Annotated in this window: 16 protein-coding genes; 9 read left to right on the top strand and 7 right to left on the bottom strand. The window is 64.9% G+C overall.

Annotated features, from left to right (window positions below):
- Positions 1 to 19 precede the first annotated feature (19 nt).
- Both X733_RS148395 and X733_RS148400 read right to left on the bottom strand, forming a co-directional pair.
- On the bottom strand, positions 20 to 1297 hold the full coding sequence (locus X733_RS148395; RefSeq protein ID WP_023673474.1) for a D-tagatose-bisphosphate aldolase, class II, non-catalytic subunit: 1278 nt from the start codon (positions 1295 to 1297) through the stop codon (positions 20 to 22).
- Positions 1294 to 2280, bottom strand: a complete 987-nt coding sequence (locus X733_RS148400) for a sugar kinase (protein ID WP_023699147.1) — start codon at positions 2278 to 2280, stop codon at positions 1294 to 1296. Before X733_RS148400 ends, X733_RS148395 begins: the two co-directional genes overlap by 4 nt.
- Before the next feature lie 210 nt (positions 2281 to 2490).
- On the opposite strand from X733_RS148400, the gene X733_RS148405 reads away from it, so the two are divergent.
- Positions 2491 to 3120 carry a glutathione S-transferase family protein gene (locus tag X733_RS148405; protein ID WP_023703088.1) on the top strand — a complete coding sequence of 210 codons (630 nt, stop codon included), beginning with the start codon at positions 2491 to 2493 and terminating at the stop codon, positions 3118 to 3120.
- Positions 3121 to 3265: 145 nt separating this feature from the next.
- Positions 3266 to 3499: a hypothetical protein gene (locus X733_RS148410; protein WP_031193476.1), complete on the top strand. Its 234-nt coding sequence runs from the start codon at positions 3266 to 3268 to the stop codon at positions 3497 to 3499.
- A 66-nt stretch (positions 3500 to 3565) separates the two neighbouring features.
- Here X733_RS148410 and X733_RS148415 read toward each other — a convergent pair whose 3' ends face one another.
- The 5 genes from X733_RS148415 to X733_RS148435 form a co-directional block, all read right to left on the bottom strand.
- Entirely contained in the window at positions 3566 to 4063 is a 498-nt protein-coding gene (locus tag X733_RS148415; RefSeq protein WP_023703086.1) for an N-acetyltransferase, read from the bottom strand.
- Between the two features lie 11 nt (positions 4064 to 4074).
- The gene (locus tag X733_RS148420) at positions 4075 to 5091 is read right to left on the bottom strand and encodes an ABC transporter permease (protein ID WP_023819073.1); all 1017 of its coding nucleotides are present in this window, start codon (positions 5089 to 5091) and stop codon (positions 4075 to 4077) included.
- Complete coding sequence (locus X733_RS148425; RefSeq protein WP_023727060.1) at positions 5088 to 6659, bottom strand: sugar ABC transporter ATP-binding protein; 1572 nt, start codon at positions 6657 to 6659, stop codon at positions 5088 to 5090. Before X733_RS148425 ends, X733_RS148420 begins: the two co-directional genes overlap by 4 nt.
- A gap of 231 nt (positions 6660 to 6890) precedes the next feature.
- Positions 6891 to 7838, bottom strand: coding sequence for a substrate-binding domain-containing protein (locus X733_RS148430; protein WP_023673481.1), 948 nt, complete (start codon positions 7836 to 7838; stop codon positions 6891 to 6893).
- A 336-nt stretch (positions 7839 to 8174) separates the two neighbouring features.
- Positions 8175 to 9182 (bottom strand): aldo/keto reductase, encoded by a 1008-nt coding sequence (locus X733_RS148435; protein WP_023819071.1) that lies wholly within the window; start codon positions 9180 to 9182, stop codon positions 8175 to 8177.
- 396 nt (positions 9183 to 9578) lie between these two features.
- Between X733_RS148435 and X733_RS148440 the strand changes: the two genes are divergently transcribed.
- The 7 genes from X733_RS148440 to X733_RS148470 all read left to right on the top strand — a co-directional run bounded on the left by X733_RS148440 (position 9579) and on the right by X733_RS148470 (position 18308).
- Positions 9579 to 9803 (top strand): hypothetical protein, encoded by a 225-nt coding sequence (locus X733_RS148440; protein ID WP_023673483.1) that lies wholly within the window; start codon positions 9579 to 9581, stop codon positions 9801 to 9803.
- Between the two features lie 117 nt (positions 9804 to 9920).
- A complete protein-coding gene (ligD, locus tag X733_RS148445; protein ID WP_023819070.1) occupies positions 9921 to 12413 on the top strand; it encodes a DNA ligase D in 2493 nt (830 codons plus the stop codon).
- 449 nt (positions 12414 to 12862) lie between these two features.
- The gene (locus X733_RS148450) at positions 12863 to 13768 is read left to right on the top strand and encodes a Ku protein (protein ID WP_023693782.1); all 906 of its coding nucleotides are present in this window, start codon (positions 12863 to 12865) and stop codon (positions 13766 to 13768) included.
- Positions 13765 to 14886, top strand: coding sequence for a tetratricopeptide repeat protein (locus X733_RS148455; RefSeq protein ID WP_023819069.1), 1122 nt, complete (start codon positions 13765 to 13767; stop codon positions 14884 to 14886). The genes X733_RS148450 and X733_RS148455 overlap by 4 nt, the downstream gene beginning before the upstream one ends.
- A gap of 283 nt (positions 14887 to 15169) precedes the next feature.
- The gene (locus tag X733_RS148460) at positions 15170 to 15814 is read left to right on the top strand and encodes an alpha/beta family hydrolase (protein ID WP_023819067.1); all 645 of its coding nucleotides are present in this window, start codon (positions 15170 to 15172) and stop codon (positions 15812 to 15814) included.
- 7 nt (positions 15815 to 15821) lie between these two features.
- Positions 15822 to 16592, top strand: coding sequence for an exodeoxyribonuclease III (locus X733_RS148465; RefSeq protein ID WP_023727066.1), 771 nt, complete (start codon positions 15822 to 15824; stop codon positions 16590 to 16592).
- 105 nt (positions 16593 to 16697) lie between these two features.
- Positions 16698 to 18308, top strand: coding sequence for a WD40 repeat domain-containing protein (locus tag X733_RS148470; RefSeq protein ID WP_023819066.1), 1611 nt, complete (start codon positions 16698 to 16700; stop codon positions 18306 to 18308).
- Positions 18309 to 18354 lie beyond the last annotated feature (46 nt).

The raw sequence follows: 18354 nt of genomic DNA, 5'->3' as shown, positions 1-18354 counted from the left end.
TCAACCCGGCGCAATGCACTCAGGTCCCACGGCAGGCCGCGTCATAGTCGGCCAGCACCTGATCGACAGCTTCGAGAAGGATAGCCTCGGGATTGCCCGCCGGCCCGAGTTCGGCCGGCAGCGCCGGCAGGAATTGCCGCATCAGCGTTTCGGGAATGGCAACGTCGTCCAGCGCCTTGCGCAGGCGCTCGACGGCCGCGACAGCGGTGGGGTTGCTCCAATAATAGCGGATGCGGTCGCTGTAGCTGTAATGCCGCTGCACATAGAGCTCTGCTTCATTGCCATGATAGTGGCTGTGCCAATGGCCGGGGGCTGCCAGCATCGCGCTTTCCATGGTCCGGGCGAGCGACCGGTCGCCATAGTCCCTGGCCATTTCGGAGGCGATCAGGTCGAGCCCGTAAAGCGCCTCGCGCAAGACGAAGGTCAGGCCGGGGCCGACCTTGAGGATAGGAAAGCCGTTTGCGACCAGCGCGGTCAAAGCCGCACGGGTCTGGTAGTCGGTCGAATGCGCCTCGTAGACGAGCGACGGCTGCTCATCGAGCAAGCCGGTCAGGCCCTTGGATTTTTCGGGCGCGTAGGCGACGACATTTTGGCTGCCGAATTCCATGCCCGGCTGCACCACCACGGCCATGACGCGGCCGAACGCCTCGGTCAGGCCTTCGCGGGCAAAGATCTCCCGGTGAACCTCGATCGTGCGCCGCGCCGCCGCCGCCTCGGTCGGCTTCAACTCGCTGATCGCATGGTCGACGCCGCCGGGGGCGGGAACTTCGGTGCCGATGATGTAGACCGGCAAGGTGCTGCCTGCGGCGTGCGCGCCCGTTTCGGCCGCCTTTGCCAGCCGCGCCGCCCGGGTGGCGATGGTCTCGTCGTCAAGCGCCGCCGGCTCGCCGGCGCAGCCCATCGATGCGTCGAGATGGATCTTGGTGAAGCCGGCCGCGATATAGGCGCCGACCATGGCCTCGGCCTTGTCCATCGCCTGCGCCGCCGGCTCTGCGCGCCACGGGTTCGGTCCCAGATGGTCGCCGCCGAAGATGATACGCGAGGCTTCCAGCCCCTCGCGGCAGGCGATCTCCAGCACGAAGGCGACGAACAGCGCCGGGGTCATTCCGGTATAGCCGCCGAACTGGTTGACCTGATTGCAGGTTGCCTCAATCAGCAGGTTTTTCTCCCTGTCGGCAACGGCGCGCCTGATCGCCGTCTGGATCACCAGCGGATGCGCGGAGCAGATCGAGGTGATGCCGTAGGGCGAGCCGTTTTTGCGCGCGCTGGCGAGGCCTGCAAGCGGGTTGGCGCTCATGTCCGTCTCGCTGTTCCCTTGATGAATTGATCGAGTCCGTCGAAGCTGGTGACGCCCTCCATCGGGCCGCGCCGGGTGACGTTGCGGGCGCCGGCCGCATTGGCATAAAGCAGCGCCTTGCCGGGCTCCATCCCCTGGCGGCGGCAGGTCAGGTAGGTGGCGCCGAAACAATCGCCGGCGCCCGTGGGGTCGACTTCCTCGACCTGAAAACCGGCGCAGTCGATCCTGGCGCCGTCGGCGCCGAACCAGGAAGAGCCGTCAGCACCGCGCTTCAGCACGATCTCGCCGACGCCCCTGGCAAACAGCGCCGCCACCGCCCGGTGCTCGTCATCGACGCCCGCCGTAGCGAGCAATTCGTCGCCGGACGGCAGCAGCAGGTCGGCATCGTCGATGAGTGCGGAAAACAGTGCGCCGTCGGAGCCGTCGATCAGCTCCTTGCGCACATTCGGGTCGAATGAGGTCGAGCCGCCGCGGGCACGAACCGCCTGCACTGCGTAGCTGACGATCTCCTTCAGCCCTGCCACCGACAGCGTCGATCCCATGATATGCAGATGGCCGGCCCTGTCCGCCAGCAGGCGCGCAGCAGTGGTCAGGTGTATCTGCCCGGCGGCGGATTCGGCGATGTTGTAGACGAAGTCCCTGATACCATCGGGCCGGTAGCGCACGAAGGCGCATCCCGTCGGGAAGCGGTCGCTGATATCGACGGCTGAGACGTCGACGCCGTCGCGCTCCAGCCTGTCCAGGTTGAGCGTGCCGAAATCGTCGCGGCCGACGCAGCCGATAATGCCGGCGCCGCCTCCCAGCCGGGCGACCTGATCGATGAAGATCGCCGGCGCACCGCTGGGGAATGGCCCGACAAGCGATTGCGGCTCGAGGAAGCCGAAACCCCGTTCCGTCGCCATGATCTCGACCAGGATTTCGCCGGCGACAATCGTTGGCCCCACGGCCTCGGCGGCGATCTCGCTTCGGCGCGAAAGGCTCATGCTTGCGATTCCTCTCACACGCAAACTGATTGCTTGCCCGCGCAGTTATCCGACGCAAGTGTTTATCGGGTAAATCGCACATACAGCGAAGTCAATAAAACTCTACATGCGTATAGTTTATCTGTTTCCGCGCGTACACATTGCAGGATTCGGGTGGCTGGTATCGTGGCACCGTGCAAATCAGGCGTCGACCGCAGCGAAAGGACAGCCATGCTCACGCTTCATGATTATTTGCCGTCGCAAAACGGTTGGAAGGCGAGGGTCGTGCTCGGCCTGCTCAACATTCCCTATGAAAGCCGCCTGGTGTCGATTTTCGAGGGCGAGAGCCACACCGACGCCTTCCTGAAGCTCAACCCGGCCGGCGCCGTTCCTGTGCTCGAACTCGAGGATGGCCGTGCTATCGCCGAATCGAATGCGATCCTCATTTATCTCGCCGAAGGCACGCCCTTGCTGCCGGCGGATCGCTATGTCAGCGCGAAAGTTATGCAATGGCTGTTCTTCGAACAGTACCATGTCGAGCCGGTCATCGGCTCCCTGCGCTTCTGGACGCTGGCCGGAAGGCTGGAGCGCAACCAGGCGACGCTTCCGGCCAAGCGCGAAGCCGGCGCCCGCACGCTGGCAGCGCTGGAGCGCAGCCTGAACGACACGCCGTTCCTTGTCGGCGACATGCTCACCATCGCCGACATTGCTGTCTATGCCTACGGCCACCGTGCCGAAGATTGCGGCTTTGCGCTGGCGGCTTATCCGGCGGTTCGTGCCTGGACGGGCCGGGTACGCGACGCCATCGGTCCCGGCTATCCCGTGCATCTCTACAGCATCGATCGGCATTCGGCTGCTTGAAGGCAAAAGGCGCGTTCACCTTGCTTAGTCGAAAAGAAGACCCAGATTCTGCTTTGTCGGCGGCTTTCGCTCGCAATCCGTTGACTGGATGGCCGGATCCCGGCGTCAACTCGACGACCTGCCGGCACTTAGCATGGAGGTGACCATGACACGCGACGACATCATTTCGGTGTTGGGGCCGGTAGACGAGGCGGTCATAGCCGACATCGCGCTGACCGGCGCCACCCTTCAAGAACTGCGCGAGGCGTTCGCCTGGCTCGGTGCCGACGAGGCGCTGGTCAACGAGGGCCGCCCCTTGCCGGGAACGAAGGTGGCGCGGCTGATCGAAATTCTCGATATGCCGGACGACGAGGACGGCCGGCAAGCGGCGGCGCAGTAGGCTGTAGGCGTAGGGTATCGGTCTGCGCCACCTTATTCCCTATTCCCTACGGCCTATTCCCTCCCCTTACGCCCTCGACAGCAGCCGGCGCATGATCAGCGAGGCGTGGCCGCCAACGCCGTGCGCGGCCGTGCGGCGCTCGACCACTTCGAAACCGTGCTTGCGATAGAAGGCGATCGCCCGGTCGTTGCCCTCGATCACTTCCAGCGCAATGCTGGGGATGCCGGCATGCGCGACAAGCACCGCGTGCAGCAGGTCGGTGGCGAGCCCGCTGCCGAACTCTGTCTTGTCGATGTGCAGCCGGTCGAGCAGGACATCGCCACGATCGTCCATCGCCGCCATCGCGTAGCCGGCGATCGAACCGTCCGGCCGTTCGGCCACGAACGACATCTTGTTGTCGTCCGCAAGTTCCTCGGCCAGCCGCTCGGGCGCATGCTTGTCGTCCGAGAGCCGCGCAGTGGTCTCTGGCCCCATAATCGCCGAATAGGTGCGCCGCCAGGATTCCCCCAACAGCCGCGACACCGCCGCTATATCTTTCTCGGTCATCGCCCTGATCTGAACCATGGCCTAAATCCTCACCGCCTCACCCGCGACTTCAGCCAACGATCGAAGGCCACGGCGAGGATCAGGATCAGGCCGATGACGATGCTTTGTGTGTAGGACGAGACATTGTTGAACTGCAGCCCGTTCTGCAGCACGCCGATCAGTGCTGCGCCCACCACCGTGCCGCCGACTGAGCCGATGCCGCCGAATAGCGAGGTGCCGCCGATGACCACGGCCGAAATCACCGTAAGCTCGTAGCCGATGCCGGCCACGGCTTCGGAGGAGTTGAGCCGTGCTGACAAAACGAAGGCGGCCAGCCCGGCGAAGATGCCGACGATGACATAGACCGAGATCAGAATGCGGTCGACGCGCAGGCCCGACAGGCGTGCGGCCTCGGCATTGCCGCCGACGGCATAGACGGCGCGGCCATAGCGCGTATAGCGCAGCACGATGTGGCACAGGATGGCGGCCGCCGCGAAGATGATCGCCGGCACCGGCACCGGTCCGATGAGCCCGGTGCCGAACCAGCGCATCGAGGCGTCGAAACCGGAGATCGGTCCGCCATTGGAGATGGTCAGCGTCAGGCCGCGAAACACGGTGAGCCCACCCAGCGTGACGACGAAGGGCGGTACTTTCAGCCGGGTGATGGCAAAGCCCTGGACGCCGCCGGCCAGCGCCCCGACGATGACGGCGGCAAGCAAGGCGGCGAACCAGCCATAGCCTTGCGTGCCCGTGGTCGACAGCGACAGCGTGTTGGCGGTGCCGCCCTTGGCCACCACCGCGGCCACCATGCCGCAGAAGGCGAGCAGTGAGCCGACCGACAGGTCGATGCCGGCAGTGAGGATGACGAAAGTCATGCCAAGCGCGATCAGCCCGGTGATCGAGATCTGCCTCAAAATGTTGAACAGGTTGATTGGATCGATGAAGCTCGGCTTCAGCACGGTGAAGATGACGATCAACACCGCCAGGAACATCAGCGGCCCAAAACTCATCAGAAGCCGCGCGATGTTGATGCCGCTGCGCCGGGTCTGTTCGGTGGTGCTGGTCATTGCGTTGCGTCCTGCTTGCGGTCGAGCGCCATCAGTTCCATCAGTTTTTCCTCGGTCGCTTCGATGCCCGGCATTTCGCCAGTGATACGGCCGCGCCGCATCGTAACGATGCGATCCGACACTGCCAGCACCTCCGGCAGCTCCGACGAGATCATCATGATGGCGATGCCGCGTGCGGCAAGCTGCACCAGGATCTGGTGCACTTCGGCCTTGGCGCCGACATCGACGCCGCGCGTCGGCTCGTCGACGATAAGTACTTTCGGGTCGCGCGCCAGCCAGCGGGCCAGGATCACCTTTTGCTGATTGCCGCCGGACAGGCCCTCGATCGCCTGCTCGGGCGAGGCCATGCGGATCGACAGTGCCTTGCGATAGCCGGCCAGCGCCTCGCGCTCGCGCCGTTCGGCCATGAAGCCGGCCCCATTGCTGTAGCGGCCGAGCGAGGCGATGGAGAAATTGTTGAGAATGCCAAGTGCTGCAAAAATCGCCTGGTGCTTGCGGTCTTCCGGCACCAACCCGATGCCGAGTTTGATGGCGTCGGCGGGGGAGGCCGGGGCGATCGGCTTGCCGTCGAGCGCAATCGTGCCGGCCGCGATGCGGTCGGCGCCGAAAATGGCGCGGGCAAGCTCGGTGCGGCCGGAACCGACGAGACCGGCAACGCCGAGGATTTCGCCGGCCTTCAGATCGAGGTTGACACCTTCGAGTACGATGGCATGCGGCGCCAACGGGTCGCGTACGGTCCGCAGCCCGCGCACCGAGAGCCTGACCTCGCCGGCGACATCGCGCTGCGTCGGCCGCGCGTAGAGCTCGGAGGCGGCGCGGCCGACCATCTTCTCGATGATCTTCGGGACCTGGATCGGCTGGCCGTCACGGTCGAGATGACCGGCCAGCCTGCCATCCCGCAGCACGGTCATGCGGTCGCAAATGGCGGACGCTTCCTCCAGCCGGTGGGTGACGAACATGATGGCGACACCGTCCTTGCGCAGCCTGTCCATGATCGACATCAGTTTCTGCACCTCGGTCTCGGTCAGCGCCGAGGTCGGCTCGTCCATGATGATCAGGCGGCTTTCCAGCGACAGAGCGCGGGCGATTTCGACCAGCTGCTGTTCGGCTACCGACAGCGAGGACACCGGCGTCGCCGGATCGATGTCGAGACCGACGCGGGCGATGATCGCGCGCGAGGCGTCCTCCATCCTGCGCCAGCTGACCAGCCCGAGCGGCCCGAGCGGCGCGCGGCCGATGAAAATGTTTTCCGCAACCGTCAGCGTCGGGATCAGGCTCAGTTCCTGATAGATGGTGACGATGCCATGCCGCTTCGCATCCTGCGGACTGGACGGCGCGTAGTCGGCGCCGTCGAAGACGATGCGGCCGCTTGACGGCGGCATCACGCCGGACAGGATTTTCAACAGCGTCGACTTGCCGGCGCCGTTCTCGCCGAGCAGGCCAAGGATCTCACTGGGCCGCACCTCGAGCGAAACGTCGATGAGCGCGGTGACGCCGGAAAAATGCTTGGTCACGCCTTCGACGGAAAGGAGCGGGGGCGATGATGCGGTGGGTTCAACGGCGGACAAGCATTGCTCCCGGATTGCGATAGGCAGCGGGACAGCGCCCCCCTCTGTCCTGCCGGACATCTCCCCCACACGGGGGGAGATCAGCAGTTTTGCCGGCAGCACTATTTCTATAACGTTGGCGATTGGCGAAAGCAGACGTGACGGCCAATCTCCCCCCAAGTGAGGGCGATGTCCGGCAGGACAGAGGGGGGCGCGACAGAGCGCGACCTCCACCCGTCATGGGCCCTACTTTCACTTCGTCTCGTTCAACCTCTCCGCCTTGTCGAGATTGTCCTTGCCGATGACGATCGGCGTCAACAGCACCAGCTTCTCCTTCGGCTCGGTCTTGTCCCTGGCGAAGGCGACCGCGATCTGCACCGCCTTGCGCGACTGTTCGCCGGGGAACTGCTCGACCGTGCCGGCGAGCTTGCCGTCGCGCACGGCGACCAGCGCTTCCGGCAGCGCGTCGAAGCCGTAGATCTTGACGTCGGTGAAGTTGCGCGCGGCACAGGCTTCGAGCGCGCCGAGCGCCATGTCGTCATTGGCGCAGATGATGGCGTCCGGCTTGCCGTTGGCGGCAAGCCCGGCCTCGGTCACCGACAACGCTTCGGCGCGGGCGAAATTAGCGGTCTGCTCGAAGATGATCTGGTACTTGTCCTTGAGCGGATCGAGCACATTGTGGACGCCTTTGTTGCGGTCGATCGCGGGCCCGGCACCCGGCTGGCCCTGCAAATGGAACAGCTTGGCGCCGTTCGGGAACGCCGCCACCATGGCCTGCGCCTCGGCTTCGCCACCCTTGACGTTGTCGGCGCCGACATGGGCGAGAATGCCCTCGACGCCGTCGACGCGGCGGTCGATCGTCACCACCGGAACGCCGGCCTTGACCGCTTCCTCGATCGCCGGCGCCAGCGCGTTGACGTCAAGCGGCGAAATCACGATGGCGTTGACCTTCTGCACAAGTGCGGCCTCGATGTCGGCGGTCTGCTTCGGCGCCGAGTTCTGGCCGTCGCTCTCGGTCAGATTGACGCCTTGCGCCTGCGCCTCCGCCTTGATCTCGTTCAGCATGTGCACAAAGAACGGAAAGCCGAGATTGGGCACCGAGCCCAATATGGTCAATTTGTCGGCGGCAAAGGCCATGGGCGCGGCCAGCGCCATGGCACCGGTCGCCACGGTCGACAACAGGAATTCGCGTCTGTTCATCAGATATCCTCCACATGAACGCAGGAGCCCGAAACCGGGAGCGGCTCGGGACGGTCCTTGCGTCAATTCAAAAATGGAGTGTCCTGTGAACGCCCCGAGGGGACGCGAGGCGCTCCAGCCGGTCCGCCGCAACGTTCTCCTCCGCACGGCGCCGACCCGAGGATGCTAGCCAAGGAAAATCGATTACGCAAGGTGAGGCGAGGGGCTGAAACTGCTAATCTCCCCCCTTGTGGGGGAGATGTCCGGCAGGACAGAGGGGGGCGCTGTCCCGCNCGCCCCCCTCTGTCCTGCCGGACATCTCCCCCACGAGGGGGGAGATTGGCAGCTTAGACGCCTCTACCTGTCGATGGTCGTCATCACCCGCTCATTGTAGCGCGGCCCTGAGACCTTGCCCGGCGCGAGTGCCGCGTCGAGCGCAGCCATCTCGGCGGCTTCGAGCGTGATCGCTGCGGTAGCGACATTTTCCTCCAGATACTTGCGCCGCTTTGTCCCCGGGATCGGCACGATGTCAATGCCGAAACCGTCGCCCTTGCCGAGCACCCAGGCCAGCGCGATCTGTGCGGGCTTTGCCCCTTTGGCCGCGGCCACCTCCTGCACCGCAGCCGCAGCCGCGACATTAGCGTCGTAGTTGGCGCCCTGGTAGCGGGGGTCGCCGCGGCGGAAATCGCCTTCCGGATAATCCTCGGCGCGCTTGACGTCGCCGGCGAGGAAACCGCGGCCGAGCGGCGCGAACGGCACCAGGCCGATGCCGAGCTTTTTGAGCAGCGGGATGATCTCCGGCTCCAGATTGCGCTCCCAAAGCGAATACTCGCTCTGCAGCGCCGAGACAGGGTGCACGGCATGCGCACGGCCGATATTCGCCGCGCCCGCTTCCGACAGGCCGAAGAAGCGCACCTTGCCATCGGCAACCAGCCGGCCGACCGTGCCGGCGACGTCTTCCATCGGCACCGCCGGATCGACGCGATGCTGGTAGTAAAGGTCGATATGGTCGGTGCCGAGCCGCTTCAGCGAGCCCTCCAGCGCCTCGCGGATATGGTCGGGCCGGCTGTCACGCTCCGTGCCGACCTGTCTGCCGTTTTCGATGCGGAAGCCGAATTTGGTGGCAAGGGTCACCTCATCGCGCCGGCCCTTCAGCGCCCGCCCGAGCAGTTCTTCATTGGCATAGGCGCCGTAGACTTCCGCCGTGTCGAGGAAGGTACAGCCGAGTTCGATGGCTCGGTGCAGGGTGGCGATCGATTCCGCCTCGTCGGCAGGGCCGTAGGACTGGCTCATGCCCATGCAGCCGAGGCCGATCACCGAGACCTGCAGCCCCTGGCTGCCGAGTTTGCGGGTGCTGAGGGTCATTGCCGTTCTCCTTGGGGCTGAGGAAAACTATAGCGGCCGCTCCTCCAGTTTCCATAGCTGTTCGGCGGAAGAACAGCGCTTCCCTTGACAAAACCCAGCCGCAAGCGCCTTTGCCGGCGGCCATTGGGGGCCATGGGATACCAATGAAGAAGATCTACGAGAAGCCGACGCTGAACCGGCGTCAGCAGCTCTCGCGTCACCGCGCTCATAATTCCTTCGGACCACTAACCGAATATTGTCGTCGCCATTGCAAAGTCCGCTGCCGAGGCGCAGCGGTTTTTTGCTGCCGTCGGATCGTAGCGCTGCCAGAAGCAGGCGGTCAAAATTGACAGAGCGGCCGATCTCCAGCATCCTTATGCCGCCGCCATGTCTTGCGGTCTTGTGTATGAGTGAGCCATGGCCAGTTCCGTCACCAGCCAGAATTCCAAGCGCGCCGCGGTGCGCAAGGCGCTCGACCGCCACAAGGTCTACGTCACCGCGCAAAGCTTTTCCGGCGGCGTCTACTCGGCCCGCGTGCTGGTCGACGGCGAGGCCTACTGGGTCGACGAGTTCCGGCTGAGCCAGCTCCAGCAAGGGCTGTCCCCGGCCGAGCTAGACCTGACGCCCGCCTCAGACGATTGAGCGTGATCTCCACATTCTTCGCACCGCGCTGGGAAATTTGAAATGTTGGCGGGACAGCACTGTGCAGGAACGCGGCGCCGGAAAGGTTCGTCCGCCGCCGCCGCTCCCGCCTGACCCATGCCAACCCCGCCAACACTCAAGGCCTATCGCGCCAAGCGCGAATTTACGAAGACGCCGGAACCGGCGGGCGGGCTCATTTCAGGCGACGGCAACCGCTTCGTCGTCCACAAGCATCACGCCACCGCCGACCATTACGATTTGCGCCTGCAGGTCGGCGGCGTGCTGAAAAGCTGGGCGGTGCCGCGCGGGCCCTCGCTCAACCCGGCCGACAAGCGGCTCGCAGTTGAGACCGAGGACCATCCGCTCGAATATATCGACTTCGAGGGCGTCATTCCTGAAGGCGAATATGGCGGCGGGCCGATGATCGTTTGGGACACCGGCACGTGGGCGCCGATGGACGATGTCGACAAGAGCCTGCGCACCGGCGCCTTCAAGTTCCGGCTGGCCGGCGACAAGTTGAATGGCGGCTGGATGCTGACCCGTCTGAAGCCCAAGCCCGGCGAAGACAGCGAGAAGAAAAACTGGCTGCTGTTCAAGGAGCGCGATCTCGCCGCCGATACCGGCCTCGACATCCTGGAAGCGCGGCCGGAAAGCGTGAAGTCCGGCAAGCGCATCGAGGAGCTGGTGGCGCCGCCGAAAAAGCCGGCCCGCCTGCCCCCCAAACCCGGCGCGCTGAAACCCGGTGCGTTGCCCGGTGCGGTCAGGGGCGATCCGCCGTCGCGCATCGAGCCGCAGCTCGCCACGCAGGTGCCGAAGCCACCGGGTGGGCCAGTGGAAGACACAGGTGAACTCTGGTTGCACGAAATAAAATTCGACGGCTATCGTACCATGGCGCATGTCGGAGATGGCGAGGTCAGGTTGATCACCCGCGGCGGCATCGACTGGACGAAGCGTTACGGCGACCTGCCGCAAGCCTTTTCCCGGCTACCGCTCAGCCAGGCGATCATCGACGGCGAGATCATGGTGCTGGACGAGAAGGGCATCTCGCGTTTCGCGCTGCTGCAGGATGCGCTGTCGGCGGGTGCGGGCAGCAAGCTCCATTTCTATGCCTTCGACCTGCTGCATCTCGACGGCTGGGACCTCCGCAAGGCGCCGCTCGCAAAGCGCAAGGCCCTGCTCGCCGAACTGCTAGCCGGACAGGGCGCCAACTCCGCCATCCAGCTGAGCGACCATGTCGAAGGCGACGGACAGGGGCTGTACGATCAGGCCTCGATCCTTGGGCTGGAAGGCGTCGTCTCCAAGCGCGCCAACGCCATGTACCAGAGCGGCCGCACGAAGAGCTGGACCAAGGTCAAGGCGCTGGAGACCGGCGATTTCATCATCGCCGGCTACACCGTTTCCGACGCGGCCGAAGGACTGGCGGCACTCGGCATGGCTGAATTCGCGGATGGCGAACTGCACTATCGCGGCAAGGTTGGCACCGGCTTCGATGCCGCTACGGCGGGCGACTTGCTGGCCCGGCTGCAGCCGCTGCGCGACGGCGCGACAGCACCCGAGGGTGTGCCGCGCGAGATCATGCGCGAGATGAAATGGGTGCGGCCGATGCTGTCGGCCCGCATCCACTACGCCAACCGAACGGCGGACAATTCGCTGCGCCACGGTGTGTTTCGGGGCTTGCGCGATGTCGGCCTGTCGACGCCGGTGTCGCCGAAGCGCAAGCGGCTGATCGCCGAAGCTGATCTCGCAACCATCTGGGTGACCAATCCGGAGCGGCGGCTGTTCGGCAAGACCGGGCCGACCAAACTCGACATCGCCGTCTATTACGCGCTGGTCGGCGATTTCATGCTGCCGCACATTATGGGCCGCCCGGTGTCGCTGGTGCGCTGCCCGACGGGCCTGCCGAAGGACTGTTTCTTCCAGCGCCACGCCTTCACCGGCATGCCGCCGTCGGTGGTCACTTTTGACGCCACCAACTCCGAAGGTGAAACCAAATCCTATCTGTCGGTCGAGGGAGCAAAAGGCTATCTGGCGCTGGCGCAGTTCGGCGTCGTCGAGTTCCACACCTGGGGCACGCATCGCTTGAGCCTCGACAAGCCCGACCAGATCGTTTTCGATCTCGATCCGGGTGAGGGCATCGCCTGGCGCGAGGTGGTCGAGGCCGCCGTCCACATCAAGGGCGAATTGGAACGGCTCGGCCTGGTGCCGTTCGCCAAGACATCCGGCGGCAGCGGCATCCACATAACCGTGCCGGTGACGCAAAAGCAGAACTGGAAGAAGCTGCACCAGGCGACCAGCGCCATCTCCACGCACCTAGCGGCCACCGCGCCCGACACTTTCACCACCACAATGGGCAAGGAAAACCGCAAGCGCCGCATCTTCATCGACTATCACCGCAACGCGCGCGGCCACACCTCCGCGGCGCCTTATTCGCTGCGCGCCCGCACCAACCTGCCGGCGTCGACGCCGGTGAGTTGGGCAGACCTTGAGACGATCGATGCGCCGCAGGATCTGAACTATTCGTCCTTGCCGGGGCTGTTGGCGACGTCGGGCGATCCGTGGGCGGACATGGAGGATTTCGCAAGAGATTTGCCGTTGTTTTCGGGGAAGTAGATCGGGAGGTGTTGGCGATCCGGCACACCCCCCCTCTGTCCTGCCGGACATCTCCCCCGCAAGGGGGGAGATCGGATGTCGCCTCTGCTTTCGCCAATCGCAAACCTTGCAAGAGGAGCGATAAGGTTGAAGCTGCCAATCTCCCCACTTGCGGGGGAGATGTCCGGCAGGACAGAGGGGGGTGCTGTCCCTCCGGCATGACTTACTTCCCCAAGTCCATCGACCATGCGGACAATTTGAATTATCCTCCGTCGGTGCCCTCCAGCTCACCTGGAAGGTTTCGTCAGGAATTTGCCGGTATGTTTGGGGCCGGTGTAGGATTTCCGCAGCACCATTCGTCCTTTGGACGAAGCGCTGCAGTAAGCATGATCCCGAAACGTGGGAACCGGTTTTCGGTTAAGATCATGCTCAGTCTGAAATGTCAGTGCGTGGCCGCGTAGGAGAGTATCATGGCGCCCAGGGCAAGTTGGAAAGGTTACCTCAAGCTCAGCCTCGTCAGCTGTCCGGTCCGGCTCTATCCGGCAACGACGACCAGCGAGCGCATATCGTTCAACCAATTGCACAAGAAGACCCACAACCGCATCAACATGAAGCCGGTCGACCCTGAACTCGGCCTCGTCGAGCGCGCGGACTTGGTCAAGGGTTACGAATACGAGGACAAGCAGTACATCATCATCGATGAGGCCGACCTCGAAGCAGTGCGCATCGAATCCAATCACACGATGAACATCGAGGCCTTCGTCGACGAAGACGAGGTCGACGTCATTTATCAGGATGCGCCGTACTACATGGCGCCGGATGGCGCCATGGCGGAAGAAACCTTCGCCGTGCTGCGCGAGGCCATGCGCAAATCCGGCAAGCTGGCCATTGCCCGCCTTGTCCTGTCCAGCCGCGAGCGCGTGGTGACGATCGGCGCGCGCGAGAACGGCATGTTCGTGTGTACGTTGAGGAACCCGAACGAAGTGCGCGGCACGGCTGAATATTTCGGCAACATCCCGGCTGGCAAGCCGGATCCCGAAATGCTGCAATTGGCCGAAGCGCTGATCAAGCAGAAGGAAACCACCTTCGATCCGAAGAATTATGAGGACCGCTACGAGATCGCGCTGATGACGATGATCCGCGAGAAACTGAAGGGCCATAAGCCGATCATTGCGGCGGCGCCCGAGCGTGGCAATGTCATCAACCTCATGGACGCGTTGAAGGCGAGCCTGTCGCAATCAGCCAAGCCGCCGGCCAAGTCGAAGAGCAAGGCCAACGACGCTGAAAAACCTGCCGCCAAGGGTAAGGCGGGTGCGGCCAAGGAAAACCCGTTGAAGGCCAATCTGCTCAAGGCCGTCGGCAAGAGCAAGGGGTGACGGCGCCGACCGGTATAATCCCGGGCGCCGTCTTCGGCGCCATCGGCGCGCTGGCGGCATTTCCGCTGCGGCTCGCGGCCCGTGAGGTGGAGCGTCAGCACGGCCAGTTGCGGCGCGGCGTCACCAGGCGCACCAGCCATGTTGTGTTCGGCCGAACGCTGATCGCCAAGGCCGGCACGGCGAAGGGCGGCGATGCCGAGATTGAACGCCGTGTTGCCGCCGAGCGTGCCGCCGGCCGAACGCTCCTTAGCGAAAATGGCTTCCTGCGCCTGCTTGGTCTGATGAAGGCGCCGGAGGCGTCTTCGCTGTCCAGGCAGTCTCTCGTCGACCAGTCCAGACTGTCCGGTGCCGACCTCGACCTGCTCAGCCTGTTTGACGCCTTCGAGCACGATTGTGAACCCTACTCGTTCCGCGATCTGATCCTTGCCCGCAAATATGCCGGGCTGGTCGCCGGCGGTGCATCCTGGGGCGCGATCGCGCGCTCCGTGCATCGCTCCGGTCCGGTCGCTTCGCTCACCGCCAAATCGCTCAATGTCGGCTCGCAGCATGGCCGGCCCGATGCGATCTATCTCGAAGGCGGCCAGAGCGAACTCGACGGCCAGCTGCTGTTCGATCTCGGCAGTGCAGCCGGCGACGATACGCTGGAAGATTTGTTCGCCGAGGCGGAAAGCGCGGAAGAGCAGGGCGATCACGAGCAGGCGGCGGCTCTTTACCAGCGCTGCCTTGCCATCGATCCGAGCGACGCCATCGCCGCCTTCAACCGCGCCAACTGCCTGCGCGGCGCCGGTCGCGTGGCCGACGCGGCGCATGACTATGCAAGAGCGATCAAGCTCGATCCGGCGTTCGTCGAGGCCTGGTTCAACCTCGCCGGGCTGATGAGCGACGAAGGCAAGATCGCCTCGGCGCGCCGGCATCTGGTCAAGGCCATCGCGCTCGACAAGAGCTACGCCGATCCGGTGTTCAACCTTGCCCGGCTGGAGTTCGACGCCGGCAATCTGACCGAAGCCCGCCGCCACTGGGTGCGCTATCTCGAACTTGATGCGGATAGCGAATGGGCGCGCACTGCGCAAAAGGGGATACAGTTCGTCGATCTGCAGCTGGCGCGGACGGCGGGGTGAGATGTTGGCGCGCGAGCACCCCCCTCTGGCCTGCCGGCCATCTCCCCCTCAAGGGGGGAGANGGACGGCGGGGTGAGATGTTGGCGCGCGAGCACCCCCCTCTGGCCTGCCGGCCATCTCCCCCTCAAGGGGGGAGATTGGGTGTCGCCATCGCTTTCGCCAATCACTATCGTCGCGAGGTCCCTGAGGCGCTGAAACTGCCAATCTCCCCCCTTGAGGGGGAGATGTCCGGCAGGACAGAGGGGGGAGCGAAGGAACTCGGCCTTTACCGGCAGCGCACCCCATGACCACCTTCCTCTTCGACGGCTTTGACACAGCCCCCCTCACCATCCTGCTGGCCCACGGCGCCGGCGCGTCGATGGATTCCCCCTCGATGACCGACACCGCCAAGGCGCTCGCCACAGCCGGCTTCCAGGTTGCGCGCTTCGAATTCCACTATATGGCGGCGCGACGCTATGGCCAGCGCAAGCCGCCGCCGCGCGCCGAGACGGTCAACCCGGAATACATAAAGGCCATCGCCGATCTGAGGGCGAGGGGCGTCACCGGGCCGCTCATCATCGGCGGCAAGTCGATGGGCGGGCGCGTCGCCTCGATGGTCGCCGACGAGATGTTCGCCAAGGGCGAGATTTCGGGCCTCATCTGCCTCGGCTATCCCTTTCATCCGCCGGCCAAGCCAGAGCAGCTCAGGACAAAACACCTCGCCGACCTCAAGACACCGACACTGATCTTCCAGGGCACGCGCGACGAATTCGGCACCAGGGAAGAGGTCGCGACCTACGGCCTTTCCGACGCCATCGAAGTGATCTGGCTGGAGGATGGTGACCACGACCTGAAGCCGCGCAAGAGCGTGTCGGGGTTTTCGACCGCCGATCATTTGAAGACGCTGGCCGGGACGGTGAAGGCGTGGACAGGGCGGATCGTTTCCTGATCGCCAAATGAAAATCGCCACCTTCAATATCAACAACGTCAACAGCCGGCTGCAAAACCTGCTGGCGTGGCTGGCGGCAGCCAAGCCCGATGTCGTCTGCCTGCAGGAGCTGAAGGCGCGCGACCTGCAGTTTCCGCGCACGGCACTGGCCGACGCCGGCTATGGCGCGGTGTGGAAGGGCGAGCCGACCTGGAACGGCGTAGCCATACTGGCGCGAGGAGCCGAGCCGGTGCTGACCCGTGACGAACTGCCCGGCGATACCGCCGACAAGCAGAGCCGCTACATCGAGGCGGCGGTGTCGGGCGTCGTCATCGCCTGTCTCTACGCGCCCAACGGTAACCCGCAGCCGGGGCCGAAATTCCAGTACAAGCTGGCCTGGCACGCGCGGCTGGAGGCGCATGCCGCAGAACTGTTCGACACCGGCCTGCCGGTGGCGCTGGTCGGCGACTACAACATCGTGCCCGAGCCGCGCGACATCTACGCCACCCGCTCCTATGACGACAACGCGCTGGTGCAGCCGGAAAGCCGGGCGTCGTTCCAGCGTCTGCTCGAGCAGGGCTGGACCGATGCGCTGCGCAAGAAGCATCCGAAGGAAACGCTCTACACATTCTGGGACTACCGCCGCAACCGCTGGCCGCGCGATGCCGGGCTGCGGCTCGACCACATCTTGCTGTCGAAGAAACTGGCGCGCCGCCTCACTGCTGCCGGCATCGACCGCGATGTCAGAGGTGAGGACGGCGCCAGCGACCACGCGCCGGTATGGGTCGAATTGAAGTGAATTTGGCTGCGTGATCGCGCCCACTTTCGTGGGCGCAGTTTTGCGCTATTTGTTTCGCTGCGGCGGCCGCATGATGAGCAAGGTGCGGCACCGGAGGGGAGTCCGATGGACAGGTTGGCCGAAAGGCTGTTTGCGCTTCCGCTGCTGGCGGCCGCTTTGGCTTGTCTGGTGCGGGCGTATCTGCTGCTCGGCGACAGAGATTTCAGCTGGAGCGGGATCGACCACATGCTGCACGGCCCAGCCACGCTGCGACCGGTGGTGTTCCTGACCGTCGGCGGGCTTTGCCTGCTTGGCGCCCTGTTGTTCTGGGCCGGACTGCTGCCGGGTCGGCGAAGCCAGCCTGCTGGAACGCCGCTTTTTGGCCGCGACGCCGAGATCGAATCTAAGGGTCGCCCGGGCTGGCGGCGCGCCTTCCTCATGTTGCCGGTGCTCGCCGTTCTGGCGCTGCTGGCCGACCACTTCCCTTGGGCGCGTGACGCCGGCCCGGGCGCTGAGGTCGTCGCCCCGAAGGAGCCCAAAGCCGAGCCGAAGGGCCAGGATATCGCCGGCGTCCCACCGGACTTGGCGACGCCGGCGGTTCCACCGAGTTCCCCGCCGCTCGCCACGCCTCCCGAGCCAACCCCGCCTGAGCAGGCTGCCAAACCGCCGGAACCGGCGCAGCCTACGCCTCCGGCTGCTCCCCCTCGGCCGCCACAAGTCGCAGTCGCTCCGGCGACACCGCCACCGGAGACTGCTCCACCGCCGGCTCCGGCGACACCGCCACCGCAAACCGTCGCGCCGTTGCCGCCGCCTCCGCCGGCGCTGCCGACCGAGCCCGACGGCCATCGCGACGCCGTCGTCTGGCTCGCCGTCTCGGCCGATGGCCGCGACATCATGAGCGCCAGCACCGACCATATGATCAAGCTCTGGGACATCGCCGGCAAGCGGCTGATCCGCAACCTTGGTGAACACAAGGACATGGCGCGCACGGCGCTGTTCATGCCCGACGGCGCCACCGCGCTGACCGCCGGCGACGATGGCGAGATCGTGCTGCGAAAGCTTGCCGACGGCGCGGTGCTGCATGTCTTCTCGTCGGGCGCGAATGGCGGCGTGCGCAAGCTGGCGATCAGCCCGGACGGCAAGCGCGCCGTCAGTGGCCACGACACCGGCAAAGTCATCGTCTGGGATCTCGTCAACAAGTCGGTGCTGCATGTGATGACCGGACATGACTGGCCGATCAGCACGGTCGCAATCTCGCCCGACGGCACGCGCGCGCTGAGCGGCTCCATCGACGGCACGCTGAAATTCTGGGACGTCGAAAGCGGCAAGCAATTGCGAAGCTGGCACGGCCACGAGCAGGGCACCTACGGCGCCGTCTTCACCGCCGACGGCCATCATGTCGTCACCGGCAGCGGCGACTACACGATCAAGCTCTGGGACCTCGACACGTTTAGGGAATTGCGCCGCTTCGAGGGCCACGAAGGCACCGTCTATACGCTGGCGCTGTCGGCCGACGGCAAGCGCCTGGCCTCCGGCTCGCTCGACGGCACGGCGCGGCTGTGGGATCTCGGCACTGGAGACCAGATCGCCATGTTCGACAGCCGCACCGGCCCGATCTACGCCGTTGCCTTCGCCACCGACGGCACACTGGTCACCGGCGGCGACGATCGCACCATCAGGGATTGGCCGGCGGCTGGCGGCGATGGCGAAATCCTGTTCGCCGGCGCACCGCAGTAGCGACATCAAATGCTTTGGATATTTCAGAACAGCCTGGCTTGCGCTA

The organism is Mesorhizobium sp. L2C066B000 (assembly GCF_000502335.1).
Lineage (GTDB): Bacteria > Pseudomonadota > Alphaproteobacteria > Rhizobiales > Rhizobiaceae > Mesorhizobium.
Note: the sequence above shows the minus strand (reverse complement) of the source record. Positions and strands in the feature narration are given on the sequence as shown.